The 14,825-nt window shown below is 70.9% G+C and carries 10 protein-coding genes; 3 read left to right on the forward strand and 7 right to left on the reverse strand.

Annotation, left to right across the window (positions count from 1 at the left end):
- Positions 1-16: 16 nt before the first annotated feature.
- Positions 17-3,421 (forward strand): vitamin B12-dependent ribonucleotide reductase, encoded by a 3,405-nt coding sequence (locus WMF14_RS02290; RefSeq protein ID WP_437798546.1) that lies wholly within the window; start codon positions 17-19, stop codon positions 3,419-3,421.
- Positions 3,422-3,753: 332 nt separating this feature from the next.
- Positions 3,754-4,257 carry a hypothetical protein gene (locus tag WMF14_RS02295; RefSeq protein WP_437798547.1) on the forward strand — a complete coding sequence of 168 codons (504 nt, stop codon included), beginning with the start codon at positions 3,754-3,756 and terminating at the stop codon, positions 4,255-4,257.
- A 24-nt stretch (positions 4,258-4,281) separates the two neighbouring features.
- Here the strand turns inward: WMF14_RS02295 and thiL are convergent, their stop codons facing one another.
- From thiL to WMF14_RS02325, 6 genes are all read right to left on the reverse strand, one after another.
- A complete protein-coding gene (gene thiL, locus WMF14_RS02300; RefSeq protein ID WP_437798548.1) occupies positions 4,282-5,271 on the reverse strand; it encodes a thiamine-phosphate kinase in 990 nt (329 codons plus the stop codon).
- Positions 5,268-6,875, reverse strand: a complete 1,608-nt coding sequence (locus WMF14_RS02305; protein WP_437798549.1) for an ATP-binding protein — start codon at positions 6,873-6,875, stop codon at positions 5,268-5,270. Before WMF14_RS02305 ends, thiL begins: the two co-directional genes overlap by 4 nt.
- A complete protein-coding gene (locus tag WMF14_RS02310) occupies positions 6,872-7,600 on the reverse strand; it encodes a GTP-binding protein (RefSeq protein WP_272097502.1) in 729 nt (242 codons plus the stop codon). Before WMF14_RS02310 ends, WMF14_RS02305 begins: the two co-directional genes overlap by 4 nt.
- A gap of 108 nt (positions 7,601-7,708) precedes the next feature.
- Positions 7,709-9,526, reverse strand: a complete 1,818-nt coding sequence (locus WMF14_RS02315) for a dynamin family protein (RefSeq protein ID WP_437798550.1) — start codon at positions 9,524-9,526, stop codon at positions 7,709-7,711.
- Positions 9,527-9,571: 45 nt separating this feature from the next.
- Positions 9,572-10,465: a M48 family metallopeptidase gene (locus WMF14_RS02320; protein ID WP_272097504.1), complete on the reverse strand. Its 894-nt coding sequence runs from the start codon at positions 10,463-10,465 to the stop codon at positions 9,572-9,574.
- 227 nt (positions 10,466-10,692) lie between these two features.
- On the reverse strand, positions 10,693-11,745 hold the full coding sequence (locus WMF14_RS02325; protein ID WP_437798551.1) for a homoserine kinase: 1,053 nt from the start codon (positions 11,743-11,745) through the stop codon (positions 10,693-10,695).
- Between the two features lie 219 nt (positions 11,746-11,964).
- Here WMF14_RS02325 and hflX point away from each other — a divergent pair, with 219 nt between their 5' ends.
- Entirely contained in the window at positions 11,965-13,833 is a 1,869-nt protein-coding gene (gene hflX, locus WMF14_RS02330; protein WP_437798552.1) for a GTPase HflX, read from the forward strand.
- A gap of 45 nt (positions 13,834-13,878) precedes the next feature.
- Here the strand turns inward: hflX and WMF14_RS02335 are convergent, their stop codons facing one another.
- Complete coding sequence (locus tag WMF14_RS02335; RefSeq protein WP_437798553.1) at positions 13,879-14,823, reverse strand: hypothetical protein; 945 nt, start codon at positions 14,821-14,823, stop codon at positions 13,879-13,881.
- Between the last annotated feature and the right edge of the window lie 2 nt (positions 14,824-14,825).

Below are 14,825 nucleotides of genomic sequence, written 5' to 3' on the forward strand. Positions count from 1 at the left end.
ACAGGAGGACTTGGAAATGGCCCAGTCGGCAGTTGTGGGTGACGGCGGTAAGCTCCCCGCCGGGAATGGCAAGATGACGGCACGGACGAAGGAAGATGGGGGTGGGCGTCCGGTGACCGGGGGGGCCACCAAGGCGCAGGTCGACGGCGCAGCCTCGAAGAAGGGCGCGAAGAAGGGGGCCTCGCGCCCCCGCGGGCTCGGGTTCGACCGGCGGTTCACGCACCGGGCCGCGGATCCGCTCGATGAGGTCACCTGGGAGCGCCGATCGAGCGTCATCACCAACCCCGACGGCTCGGTCGTCTTCAAGATGGAAGGCGCCGAGATCCCCGCCGGCTGGTCGCAACTAGCGACCGACATCGTCGTCTCCAAGTACTTCCGCAAGGCGGGGATCCACGGCAAGAAGGAGCTCGGCGAGACGAGCGTCCGCCAGGTCGTCCACCGGCTGGCGCGCACCATCCGCGAGGCGGGTGAGCACTTCGGTGGCTACTTCGCCTCGACGAAGGACGCGGACACCTTCGAGGCGGAGCTCGCCTACCTGCTCGTGCACCAGTACGGCGCGTTCAACTCGCCCGTCTGGTTCAACTGCGGGCTCTACCACCGGTACGGCATCGAGGGGTCGGGCGGCAACTTCGCCTGGAACGAGGCCTCGGCCGACGCGGGGAACGGGAGCGCCAACGGGAAGGCGTCGGCGCCTCGAGCGAACGCGACGGGCGCCCTCGACGACATCGTCGAGACCCGGAACGCCTACGAGCGGCCGCAGTGCTCCGCGTGCTTCATCCAGGCGGTCCAGGACGACCTGATGAGCATCTACGACCTCGTGAAGAGCGAGGCCCGGCTGTTCAAGTACGGGTCGGGGACGGGGACGAACTTCAGCGCGATCCGCGGGAAGCAGGAGAAGCTCTCGGGCGGCGGGACGAGCTCGGGGCTCATGAGCTTCCTCGAGGTGTTCGACCGCGCCGCCGGCGCGACGAAGAGCGGCGGCACGACGCGGCGCGCCGCGAAGATGGTCTGCCTCGACATGGACCACCCGGAGATCGTCGACTTCATCCAGTGGAAGGTCCGCGAGGAGAAGAAGGCGATGGCGCTCATCGGCGCGGGGTACCCCTCCGACTTCAACGGCGAGGCGTACCACACGGTGAGCGGGCAGAACTCGAACAACTCCGTGCGCGTGAGCGACGAGTTCATGCGCGCGGCGGCGACGGGCGCGGCGTGGGAGACGCGCTCCCGGACGACCGGCGAGGTCGTCGACACGCTGAGCGCCAAGGACCTCTGGCGCCAGATCGCCGATGCGGCGTGGGGCTGCGCCGATCCGGGCGTGCAGTACGACACGACCATCAACCGCTGGCACACCTGCCCGAACACGGCGCGCATCAACGCCTCGAACCCGTGCTCGGAGTACATGTTCCTCGACGACTCGGCCTGCAACCTGGCGAGCCTGAACCTCACGAAGTTCCTCCGCGAGGACGGCTCGTTCGACATCGAGGGCTACCGCCACGCGGTGCGGGTGTTCTTCGTCGCGCAGGAGATCCTCGTCGACTTCTCGGCGTACCCGACCCGCACCATCGCGAAGAACTCGCACGACTACCGCCCGCTCGGGCTCGGCTACGCCAACCTCGGCACCCTGCTCATGCTGCAGGGCATCCCGTACGACTCCGATCAGGGGCGCTCGGTCGCGGGCGCGCTCACCGCGATCCTCTGCGGGCACGCCTACCGGGTCTCGGCGGAGATGGCCGCCGCGAAGGGGCCGTTCGCCGGCTTCGCCAGGAACCGCGAGCCGATGCTCCGGGTGATGGGCATGCACCGCGACGCCGCCTACGCGATCGACCGTGACCGCTGCCCGGAGTCGCTCTGGCGGGCGGCGTGCGCCGACTGGGACGAGGCGGTCCGGATCGGGCAGGAGCACGGCTACCGCAACGCCCAGGCGACGGTGCTCGCCCCGACCGGCACCATCGGCCTCCTGATGGACTGCGACACGACGGGCATCGAGCCCGACTTCTCGCTCGTGAAGTTCAAGAAGCTCGCCGGCGGCGGCTACTTCAAGATCGTGAACCAGTCCGTGCCCGAGGCGCTCCGGCGGCTCGGGTACCCCGAGGCGGAGGTGCAGGAGATCGTCGCCTACGTCTCCGGCACGAACACGCTGCTGGCGGCGCCGCACGTGAACCGGGCGTCGCTCAAGGCGCGGGGGCTCACGAGCGACGACCTCGCGAAGGTCGAGGCCGCGATCCCCGGCGTCTTCGATCTGGATCTCGCCTTCGGTCCCTGGATCCTCGGCGAGGAGGCCTATGACAGGCTCGGCGTCTCCAAGGAGTCGCGGGCGCGCTTCGGCTTCTCGCTGCTCCAGCACCTCGGCTTCTCGGCCGCGGAGATCGAGGAGGCGAACGAGACGATCATCGGCCGCATGACGGTGGAGGGGGCGCCGCACCTGCGCGAGGAGCACTACGCGGTGTTCGACTGCGCCAACCGCTGCGGCAAGAAGGGCCGGCGGTACCTCGCGCCGATGGCGCACGTCCGCATGATGGCGGCCGCGCAGCCGTTCCTGTCCGGCGCCATCTCGAAGACCGTGAACCTGCCGAACGACGCGACGGTCGAGGAGGTGCAGCGGATCTACGAGGAGGGGTGGCGCCTCGGGCTCAAGGCGGTCGCGCTCTACCGCGACGGCTGCAAGGCGTCGCAGCCGCTCTCGTCGACCTCGAGCGACAGCAAGGAGAGCAAGGGCAAGGCCGACAAGGCCGAGGTCCCCGCGCCCATCGTCCAGGCAGCGACCGCGCTGGCGCGCCCGCGCTCGCCCTCGGCGGCGGCGCCCGAGCGGTTCCGCCTGCCCAGGAAGCGCAAGGGCTTCACGCAGGAGGCGCGCGTCGGCGGGCACAAGATCTACGTCCGCACCGGCGAGTATGACGACGGGACGCTCGGCGAGATCTTCATCGACCTCCACAAGGAGGGCGCCGCGTTCCGCTCGATGATGAACTGCTTCGCGATGGCGGTGTCGATCGGGCTCCAGTACGGCGTGCCGCTCGAGACCTTCGTCGAGCAGTACACCTTCACCCGCTTCGAGCCGCAGGGCATCGTCGAGGGGCACGACTACGTGAAGATGTCGACGTCGATCGTCGACTACCTCTTCCGCGTGCTCGGGGTCGAGTACCTGAACCGCTACGACCTCGCCCACGTCCAGCCGGTCAGCTCGGCCATGGAGGACCCTGTCGAGTCGCGGGCGCAGGAGAGCGGCGCGGTGACGTTCTCGCCAACCACGCCGGCTGCGGCGGCGCTGGTCGAGGGCGGAGGACGGACGGCGAGCGCGCTCGACGCGCAGCTCGAGGACATGATGGGCGACGCGCCGGTCTGCGACGGCTGCGGGCACATCACCGTGCGGAACGGGGCCTGCTACAAGTGCCTCAACTGCGGCAACAGCATGGGATGCAGCTGAGCTGCGACGGGCGGGGGTGGGGGTGACGAGGGAGGGGCCGGCGGGGGGCCCTCCCACGAACTCGCGCCTTTTCGTGGCTGTTGCCTCGTGAACGGGGGAGCTCGGTCTGGAAGGCGTCACTGCGCTGCGGGCCGGCGCTCGGGTTCGTGGGGCCCTCCCCCGCCGGCCCCTCCCTCGTCACCCCCACCCCCGCCGACTCGGGGGGGAAGGGGAGGGCGGGGGAGATCGCGGAGCGTTTGGGATGGGGGCGAGAGCGCGGCGGGGGGGGCCGTACGGGCTTGTACTCGGGCAGCCGTATGGATGCGTTCGGAGAAGCTCTGTAGAAGACGGGCATGAACCGGTCGCGTTCGTCCATCGCCTTCGTCGTCGTTGCCTGCAGCATCCTGTCTAGCTCCTGCCGGAAAGAAGAGGCAGAGCCGGAGACGATCCCCGCGCCTACGCCGACGGTCGCGCCCGTGGCGGCCGATCCGGTGCCGACGGCGACCCCGACGGCGGCGGCGACGCAGGAACCCGCGGCGGCCCAAGAGCCCGCGGCGGCGGCTTCCGCCGAGCCTGCGGCGACAGCGGATGCGGGGGCGGCGACGGCCGAGGGGGCGGCGGGGACGGCGACGTCACGGGGGGGAGGCGCCTCCATCCAGGCGTGCTGCACGGCGCTCCACGCGGTCGCCACCAAGTCGGGCAAGTCGCCGGAAGCCAAGTCGAAGGCGGCGACGGCATCCCATCTCTGCGCCGGGATCGAGAAGCTCGTGAAGAGCGGGAAAACCCCGCGCGCCAAGGCGCTCACCCAGATCCGAGCAAGCCTCGCCGGGAGCACGCCGCCCGCCGAGTGCAACTGAGCGAGGTCGCGCCGCGCTGGCCACTCAAGCGAAGTGGTCGTATCCCCGCGCCACGAGGCTCGTGAGCTGCCCGTCCGGTCCGACCAGCGCGACGTCGCTCGCGCCCTCCTCGCGCGCCGCGCAGCGGCCGATCGCCACGAAGCCTGCGAGCTCCCCGACGTCGGGGCCCGCGACCACGATCGCGTAGTCCTCGCCGCCGTAGAGCGCGAGATCCAGCGCATCCACGCCGAGCTGCGCGGCGGCGTCGCGGAGGTCGGCGCCCACGAGCGCCGCGGGATCGAGCAGCGCGCGCACGCCGCTCGCGCGCGCGAGGTGCGCCACATCGGCGACGAGGCCGTCGGAGACGTCGATCGCCGCGCGGGCGCGCGCCGCCGCGCGGAGGCCCGCGTCGATGCGCGCCACCGGGCGGCGGAACGCGCGGATCGCGTGCTCGGCCGCGGCGCTGGCCGGCGAGACGCCGCGATCGAGCAGCGCAAAGCCGGCCGCGGCGAGGCCGACAGGACCCGCCAGCGCGAGCGCGTCGCCGGGCCGCGCGCCGTCGCGCCTGAGCGGCAGCGCCGCGACGCCGAGCGCCGTCGTGGTGATCGAGATCTCGCCGCCCCGCGAGAGATTCCCGCCGATGATCGCCGTGCCGATCTCGTCGCACGCGGCGCGCTGACCCCTCGCCAGCGCGCCGAGCTCGTCGTCGCTCACGCTCGGGGGAAGCACCAGCGCGGCCAGCAGGCCGACAGGGCGCGCCCCCATCGCCGCGAGATCGCTCGCCGCGGCCATCGTCGCGCGGTAGCCGAGATCCTCGAAGCCCAGGAGATCGCGCCGGAAATGGACGCCCTCGACGGCGCTGTCGACCGTCCAGACGAGCGGCTCCGGGGCACCCGGGAGGGCGCCGCCCCGCGGGGCCGCGGGCGCGAGGATCGCGGCGTCGTCGCCGATGCCGCACAGAACATGATCGCCCGGCGCGCCCCCGAGCACGGCGCGCAGCATGTCGATGCGCTTCCACTCGGAGCGCCCGCTCATTGGAAGATGGGCGGCAGGACGCTGTTCGCCGGCGAGCCGGCGACCGTGGGCAGCTTGACCACGAACACGGTGCCGCGCGGCTCGTTCGGCTCGATGCGGACCGTGCCGCTGTGCGCCTCGACCAGGCGCTTGACGATCGAGAGACCGAGTCCCGTACCGCCGTGCTCCCGGGTCGAGCTCTGATCGATCTGGTAGAACGGGTCGAAGACCTTCAGCCGCTCGCCGGCAGGGATGCCGATGCCCGTGTCCACGACGCGGACCTCGACCGCCTGCTGGAGGGGCGCGACGAGCACCAGCCCGGGGAGGTCGTCCATGTCCTCGCTCACGGCGCGCGCGACGAGCAGCACCTCGCCCCCCGCCTCGGTGAACTTCACCGCGTTCTCGACGAGGTTGATGAACACCTGCCGCAGCCGGTCGCCGTCCCCCAGCACCGGCGGGAGATCGTCCTCGGCCTGGATCCGGAGCTCGACGCCCTTCTTCGAGGCGGCAGGCGCGATCGTCGACGCCGCCTCGACGAGCACCGGGCCGACGGCCACCTCGGTGCGGTGCACGATCAACGTGCCGCTCTCCAGCTTCGAGAGGTCCAGGAGGCTCATGATGAGCCCGAGCAGCTGCTCGCTCTTCGAACGGATCGTATCGATGAACTCGCGCTGCTCATCGGTCAGAGGCCCGCCGATGCCCTCGGCGAGCATCTCGCTGTACCCCATGATCGACGTGAGCGGGGTCCGGAGCTCGTGCGACACCGTGGCCAGGAAGTTCGACTTGAGCCGGTCGAGCTCCTTCAGCCGCTCGTACGCCTGCTCCAGCTCGGCGTTCTTCTGCGACAGCTCACGGAAGCTCTCGCGGATCGACGCGACGTGCATCGTCGAGGTGAGGAGCGATTTGTGCCCGCTGAACAGGATCAGATCGAGGACCGAGCGGAGGTGGTCCGCGATCGCGCCGAGCCGCTCCGGCCGGAGCCGCGGCATCCGCAGCCACCCCTCCGCCGCAGGCGCGAGATCGAGGTGGGACGCCGCCTCGATCTGCGCGGCAGGGGGCTCGTCGAGGCCGTCGGGGAGGTACGGGCCCAGGATCGACCGGCCGATGGCACGCCCGTCGTACTCGATCGGGAACACCTGGTAGAGCGCGCCCTCGAAGCGGGGATCCGCGACCTCGCTGCCGGCCGACGCGCCTTGTCTTGCCGCACGATCCGCCGGCGCCGCGCTGGCCCGCCGGCCTTCCTGCTCGCCGCCGGTCAGGCCGCCGAGCGGCGGGAGCGGCGCGAGCGCGCCCGACTCCGCGAGCGTCGCGCCGTTGATCGATTGGATCCGGATCGGCAGGCCGAACAGCTTGTGAAATGAAGCCGCCATCTCCCCGAGGGCCTGGCGATCCACGAGATCCTCGAGCGAGAGCGGGCCGATGCCGACAAGGTCGACCACCGGCGCCGCCGCGGGGGGAGGCAGCGTCGAGGGCTCAGGCGCGCTGGTCGCGCCGTCGCGCTTCGAGGAGCTGGGCCCGTCCGCGACCCGGGCCGACGGAATCGGCGCGGAGCCCGGCATGCTGAGGAGATCCTCGTCGTCGAGGCCGAAATCCGCCGGCGTCCCCTTGTGGGCGTCGGGCCTCATGGAACGATCCGGGAGCTCTTCTCGAGGCTGCCGCCCATTCGCCTTGCCAGGAGGTCGTTCACCGAGCTCGTCGCACCGAGCTGGCGCGCCGCGCTGTTCAGGAGCTCCTCGCCGCTGATCGACAGCCGCTTCGAGAGCTGATGCGTCTGATCGAGCGTCTCCCACGTGAGGTGGAGCAGACCCATGAGCGTCTCCACCGTGCCCACGCCGCGGGTCGCGACGGCCTTGTACACCGGCTCCTTGCCCCGCGCGGCGAGCCGCGCCAGCTCCTCGTCGCTCCGGATGTCGGGCAGGTCGCGCTTGTTGAACTGGATGACGAGCGGCATCCTCGCGAGATCGAGGCCGTTCTCTCGCAGGTTCTGGCGGAGGTCGAAGAACGCCTCGGCGTTGCGCTGCGTCTCGGAGATCTGCGAGTCGGCGATCAGCGCGACCCCGTCCGCGCCCTGGAGCACGAGCCTCCGCGTGGCGGCGTGCATCGGCTGGCCGGGCACGGTGAACAGCTTGATGCGGAGCGAGACGTCGCCGTCCTTCGCGCGGAAGGTGAGCGGCAGGAGATCGAAGAACAGCGTCCGATCGTCCTGCGTCTCGAGCGTCATCAACCGTCCGCGAGCGTCGGACCCGGCGAGGCCGTGCAGCGAGACGAGGTTCGTCGTCTTGCCGCTGAGCGCCGGGCCGTAATAGACGAGCTTGATCGTCACTTCACGGGCTGCGAAGTCGAGCTGCACGGCCGCATTCTCGCATGAGCGCCCGACGATTGGATATGGCCACGGCGCATGGCGGAGGAGGTCCGGCTGGGCCGGATCTCCTCCCTTGTCAGGAGGCGTGCGCCCCGCTCAGGCCGAGCCGCCGGGCGCGTTGGGCACGCTGGACACGGGCGGAGGGATCGGCCTGCTCTCGCCGTTTTCGACGGTCCAGAGCGCGCTCCGCAGCCCCTCCAGGCGCGACGTCAGCGCCTGGAGCGCCTCGGCCTGGGCGTCGCACGCCTTGAGCTGGCTCTCGCTGCTCGGCTCGGCCTGGACCCGCTCCTCGCGCGCCGCCTTGAGGACCTCGATGACCTCCCGGTGCAGCTCCTGGCCGGCCGTGACCACCCACGCGTCGAGCCGGCTCGCGAACTCCTGGATCATCTCGTCGAGCTTCGGCCCGATCCGGGTGGCGGCCTCGCGCAGCGCGACCGGCGCCATCTCCTTCGCCTTCTTGCGGGTCTCGGCCTCGACCTTCTCCTTCACGTACACCGCCAGGACAGGCGCCGCGAGCGCCAGGATCCCGCCGAGCAGGGCGTTCGTGAACATCACGCCGAGGCCGATGGTGAAGAGCGCGAAGACGCCGACATCGTAGCCGAACGTGTCGACCTCGACGTTCGGCGTCTTCACGTCGCCGCCGAGCGCCTCGCTGACCCGCTTCGCCACGTCGTGCGCGTCCTCGCGCACGAGCGCGATCGTCTTCTCGGCGAGCGCCTCGAGCGCCGTGGCGATCTCCTTCGTCTCGGCCTGGGCCCACTCGGCGAACGTGCGCTCCAGGAACGCCCCGAGGTAGACCTTGATCTCGTCGGTGTGGGCCTCGTCGATGATCGCCGGGAGCTGCCGGAGCACATCGTCGACGAAGCGATCCAGGTCGCGGTGCACCCACGCCCGGATGGCGCTCACCTCCTCCCGGATGCCGGCGCGCCGCTCCTCGATGGTGCGCGACTGGCCGGCCAGGTCCTTCTCGATCATCTCGATGCGGCGGCTGAGCTCCTCGCGCGACATCGCGGTCGCCCGCCGCCGCGCGTCCACGCCCTTGCCGAGCAGGCGCGCGGACTCGAGGCCCTCGCCGAGCGCGTTGTCGAGCAGGATGCGCCCGCGCTCCTCGGCGAGGAACCGGGTCAGGTGATCGAGCAGCTCGGGCATCCCGCTGCCGGGCCTATCGCCCTCCAGCGCCCGCTCGCTCGAGATCGGGAAGACCACGGGCGATTTCACGAGCTTCCCGAGCTCGCTCCGGATGTAGGCGAGCGCCTCGACCTCCTCGTCCTGGCTCCAGATGTCGCGCTTCGTCACGACGAACAGGATCTTGTCGCGCGACTGCCCGAGCAGCTTCTCCTGGAGGAAGACCCGCTCGCTCTCCTTGAGCGGCTGGCCGGCGTCGATGAGGAACAGCACGGCGTCCGACCTCGGGATGTAGCTGTAGGTGATGTCCGCGCGCTGGAGCGAGAGGTCGTTCACCCCGGGGGTGTCGACGAGGACCACGCGCTCGCGCAGGAGCTCGGCCGGGTACCCCACCTCGAGGAACTTCACCTCGCCGGCGCTCGACGAGCGCTCTCCGCCGACCGTGAAGGCCCGCACGTCCTCGAACGGCAGGCCCGTGCGCTCGCCCGACGCGTAGACCACCTCGGCGCGCGGATCGGCCGCGTACTCGAGGTGGTGGATCACCGCCGTCGTGGGCGTCACGCCGACGGGCAGGATCGAGGCGCCGAGCAGGGCGTTCACGAACGTCGTCTTGCCGTGGTTGAACTCGCCGACAACGACGAGGTGGAACCGATCGGCGTCGAGCTTCTTCACGAGATCGTTCGTGATGCGCGCCGCGACGCTCTTGGCGCCGAGGGACTCGGCGAACGTCACGAGATCCCTGAGCGCCCCGGTCACGTCGTCTTTGCGGCTGTGGAAGGATTCGAGCATGTGCGTCTACCTCGGCCTTGCGCCTTGCCAGGAGCGGGGAGCCCCTCAGCCCCAGATCTTGATGACTTCGTGCACCTTCTCGTCGACCTCTTCCATGGAGAGGCCGCTCGCGCCGAGCCCGGCGTGGCGCTTGTAGAGCTCGCTCTCGGCGAAGGCCCGGAGCGCCAGCACGCGCTTCGGCAGCCAGGGGTGGCTGGCCGTGAACTCGGCGAACCTGCCGACGCCGCCCTTGCCCTCCTCGTGCTGGGCGATGAACGCCTCGAGGTTGAGCTCCTCGTACAGCTTGGTCGAGCCGAGCGCGAGCTTGGTGAGCGCGCGCGTCGAGACGTCGAGGCTCTTCGCGCAGAGAAGGCCGGCGCGGTCGCAGGTGACCTCGGCCCGGCGCGACCAGCCGGAGAGCGCGAGCATCGCCGGGCCGACGATCCACTTCACGAAGACCGACGCCATCCGCGTCAGGTAGTGCATGGCGGTCAGGTAGACCACGTGGCTGTTGTGGATGTGGCCGCACTCATGGCCGATGACGCTGAGCAGCTCGTCGTCGGTGAAATGATCGACGAGCGCCGAGTGCACCATGATGAACGAGTCGTCGTTCGTCCCGTAGGTGGCCGCGTTGAGGGTGGGGCTGTTGACGATGTAGATCGTCGGGGTCGCGATCCCGAGCGTCTCGGCGCAGTGGACCGCGAGCTTGTGGACACGCGGGAACTGCGCGGGGCCGACCTTGACGGCGTGGCCGAGCAGCTCGTTCTTGCCGACCGTCTTGAACAGCCTGACCGCGGCGGTCACGGCGAGCTCGACCGGACGCATCTTCTCGAAGGCGAGCCGCGTGTTCTTGTCGGACACGTAGGCATACGCGTTGCCCGCGCCGTCCCCGCCGCCCGCGCGCTGGCCCTTCCGTCTCTCGATGAAGCCCTTGAAATCGAGCGTTCCGACCTGTGCCATTCGGCGAAGGTAACGGCCTGGCCGGGACCGCGCAACGCCGCCATCGTCAGGCGAAGCGAAGTTAACGCAAAATCACAGACGACCTCCGCTCACATCTGAATCAGACGTCGAGCAGACGTCGAGCAGACGCCAAGCAGACGCCGAGCAGACGGCAAGCAGACGGTGATCAGACAGCGGAAGCACATCGGGCGCGGGCCCGATGCGGACCGGGCGCGAGTCGACGCGGATCAGACGCCGAGCAGAGCGAGGAGCCCCTCCGGGCCGAGGCGCTCGAGCGTCCGCTGCCGCGCAAGGAAGCGCCGGAAGTCCTTGTAGACACCGCTGCCCTTCGGGCGGAGCTCGAAATCGGTGATGCGCGTGATGGAGAACCTCAGCGCCGCGATCACGCTCTCGTGGAACAAACGGTCGCGCTCCTCGGTTGAGAGCGGCCGCACCGCCGTGTAGCCGGCGCCGAGCGCGGACACGAGGTCCGGGTCGAGATCGTCGCCGAAGCACCACGCGAGCATCGTGACGGCGAGGTCGAACGCGGCGCTCCCGCGCGAGGCGCTCTCGAAATCGAGCAGCGCGGAGATCTCGCCGGCCTCCCAGAGCACGTTGTCGCGGAAGAGGTCGCCATGGATCAGCGTCTGGGGGCCGGGGGTCCGCGGCGCCGCGGCGCGGATCCGTTCGAGCCGGCCGGTGAGCTCGTCGACGGCGGCGGCCACGTCAGGCGGGAGAGCCGGGGCGGCAGCGGGGGCGGTCGACCTCGCGCCAGCGCCGGGCGCAGGGGAACGGAGCCCCCGGAGCCGCTGGTCGAGGCTGTCGAGGTCGAACCGGCTGGCGTTCGCCCCCTCGAACGAGGCGCCGACGAGGTGCACCCGCGCGAGGGCCGCGCCGACGCGGCGGGTCGCGTCCGGCGTGACGCGCGCCTGGCAGAGCGACGCGCCCGCGACCCACGGGAACAGCGCGACAGGCTTTCCTGCGTGCTCCGCGACGAACGCCGCGCCCTCCGACGCGGCGCCCTCCGACGCGGACGCCGCGTCGCGGCGCCGGAGCGGCTGCGGGGTGGCGACGCCCCCGGCCGCGAGGTGCTCGAGCATGCGCGCTTCGCGTGACGCCGCGCCGAGCTGCTGCTCCTCGTAGACCCGCAGGAACACCTGTCCGCGGCCGTCGGTGAGCGTCAACGCGAAGTTGGAGTTGACGCTCCCGGCGAGGAGGCCGCGCACGTCGGCGATCTCCAGGCCGTACAGCGCGCCGATGCGGCGGGCATCCGCGAGCGAGAGGGGGGTCAGGATGGCCATCGCGGCGCAGGGTAGCCTCGTCTCGCGCGCGGCCTCCACAGGAACCTGGAGGAGCGCGCCGAGCGGGAGGCGAGGAGGGACGGGGAGCAACGGAAGGGGGACGAACGATGAGAAAATGCGCGCTCCTCACGAAGATCCGCGGTGCCCCTGGTCGCGGACCGGCCCTGCGTGGGTTATGAAATCGAGTGAGCGGGAGCAACATCCCCCTTCGATTATCGAATGCCCACCCTCTACGGAAACACCACCGGACTCAGCCCCCAGGCCACCAAGACCCTCGAGCGCATCTACCGCCGCAAGGTCCCGCTCGCCAGCATCGCCACCCCCGAGCTCATCAAGGCGCTCGCCGAGGCGTCGCATGAGACGGGGCGCCAGGTCGGCGCGCTGGTCCACCGCTCGGGCGAGATCGACTACGTCATCGTCGGCGACGCGACCCGGCTGATGCTGCCGGACATCGGGCGCCTCCGCGCCGCGCAGGGCCGCTTCAGGGCGCTCCGGCTCATCCACACGCACCTCTTCAACGAGCCGCTCACCCGGGACGATCTCGTGGATCTCGTCCGCCTCCGGCTCGACCTCGTCGCGGCCGTGCAGCTCACCCCGCAGGGCGAGCCGCGGACCCTCCAGTACGCGTACAACGTGCCGGTCCACGGGAAGGAAGCGGTCACGGTGACCGTGGACGAGGCCCAGGGGCGCGGCGACGGTCGCGGGGAGGCGGCGCTGCCGTATCGGACCGTGGGCCCCGTCGCGATCGGCCGCGCCGACGTCGATTTCGGCGCGCTCATCCAGGCGCTCGAGGACGAGTTCACGAAGCGGTCGCGCACGCGGTCGGTCGCGGCGAAGGACGGCCGCGCGATCCTCGTCCACGTCGCCGAGAAATCCAAGGTGGGCGCGCTCGCCCGGGCCGAGGAGAGCCTGCGCGAGCTGACCGAGCTCGCCGGCACCGCGGGCGTCGACGTCGCGGACACGGTCCTCCAGCTGCGCGATCGCCTCGACCCGCGGCTCGTGCTCGGCAAGGGCAAGCTGGACGAGGTCGTGCTGCGCGCCTCGGAGCTCGACGCGGAGACGCTGGTCTTCGACAGGGATCTGACCCCCTCCCAGGCCTCGGCGATCGCGAAGCACACGGATCTCAAGGTGCTCGACCGGACGCAGCTCATCCTCGACATCTTCGCCCAGCGGGCCGAGTCGTCGGACGGCAAGCTCCAGGTCGAGCTGGCCCAGCTGAAGTACACGCTCCCTCGCCTCGGGCAGAAGGACGACTCCCTGTCTCGCCTGACGGGCGGCATCGGCGGGCGCGGTCCCGGCGAGACGAAGCTCGAGATCGGGCGCCGCCGCGCGAAGGAGCGCGTCAGCTTCCTGGAGGCGCAGCTGAAGCGCCTCTCCCGCCAGCGGGAGCAGCGCCGCCGCCGCCGCGCCCGGCTCGGCGTGCCGGTGGTCTCGATCGTCGGTTACACGAACGCCGGCAAGAGCACGCTGCTGAACACGTTGACCGGCGCCGACGTGCTCGCCGAGAACAAGCTGTTCGCGACCCTCGACACCCGCTCGAGGCGGCTGCGCTTCCCCGAGGAGCGCGAGGTGGTGATCACCGACACCGTCGGCTTCATCCGGGAGCTGCCGAAGGACCTGTTCGCCGCCTTCCGGGCGACGTTCGAGGAGGCCGCCGACGCCGACCTCCTGCTCCACGTCGTGGACGCGAGCGATCCCGCGCGCGACCAGCACATCGAGACGACCGAGGCGCTGCTGACCGAGCTCGATCTCATCGGCATCCCCCGCATCGTGGTGTTCAACAAGGCGGACCTGATCGCCCCGGCGGAGGGGCGGCGGCTGCTGCTCGGGCACCCGGATGCGGTGGTCCTGTCCGCCACGGACCGGGAGACGACGCGGGAGCTGCTCGCGAAGCTCGCGGAGCGGCTCAAGAGCCGCTGGGAAGAGGCCGCGATGGTGCCCACCTACGAGGTGGAAGCCGCGGAGGGCGAGCTCGGGGACGGCGGGCTGTTCGAGGGGGAAGCCCAGTCGATGACGGTGCTGGGCCCGCCTTCGAGCTCCGGGGCAGGGGAGATCAGCTCGCGTGTGAGAGGGACGTTCGAGGCGTGAGCTCCGCCGGGCTCCCTGGGGAGCCCGGCGGGAGCCGGGGAGAGCTCAGGGCGTCGGGATGGCGTCACACGTGAAGAGCGTGGGGAGGCACTTGTTGCTCGCGCACTGCTCGTTGGTGGTGCAGTCCTCACCAGCGGCCAGCTTGCAAGCGCCCTTGCCGTCGCAGACGTTGGCCTCGCTGCAATCCGTCCCGTCCTCGCTGCCGAGCGGGACGTTCGAGCATGTGCCCTCCGACCCCTCGACGTTGCAGGCCATGCACGCCGAGTCGCAGGCGGCGTTGCAGCAGACGCCGTCGACGCAGAGCCCGCTGGCGCACTCGCTCGCTTCCGTGCACTCCACGCCGTTCGCGGGCTTGCACTCGCCCGCGGCGTCGCACGCCTGGCCCTCGTCGCAGCCCAGGCCGTCCGTGCCGGCCGCGGCCAGCGCGCAGGCGCCGTCTGCGCCGCACTCGTGGCACTTCGCGCAATGCGCGTCCTCCATGCACTCGGTGAAGCAGGCGTTGGCCTTCGGATCGCAGGCGAACTCCTCGCACCCTTTCTCCTCGCCGGGCGCGCACTCCACGCTCTCACCGTCGCAGGTGCCGCGGCTCGTCTCGACGCCCTCGGAGCACGTCGGCTCGCCGCACGCGGTCTCGGCCTTCGAGGGGCCGCACGTGCCGTCGTCGCCCGACGCCTTGAGCGCGGCGGTGCAGGCGTCGCAGTCCGCGTCGCAGGCGGTGTCGCAGCAGACCTCGTCGGCGCAGAAGCCGCTCGTGCAGTCGCCGGCCGCGGTGCACGCCTTGGCGTTGTCGCACTGAGGGCAGACGGAGCCGCCGCAGTCGACGTCGGTCTCTTCGTTGTTCTTCGTGCCGTCAGAACATCCGTCGTCGGGACCCACGTCCCCCGGGATGCGCGAGCGATCGACGGAGGCGATGAGCTCGCAACCCATCCCGAGGGTCGAGAGCGCGCCAGCGCAGAGCGCCACCGCGAAAAGGTGCTGTTTCTTCCACATAG

Origin of the sequence: Sorangium sp. So ce693 (assembly GCF_051521375.1) — a bacterium.
GTDB classification, from domain to species: Bacteria; Myxococcota_A; Polyangia; order Polyangiales; family Polyangiaceae; genus Sorangium; species Sorangium atrum.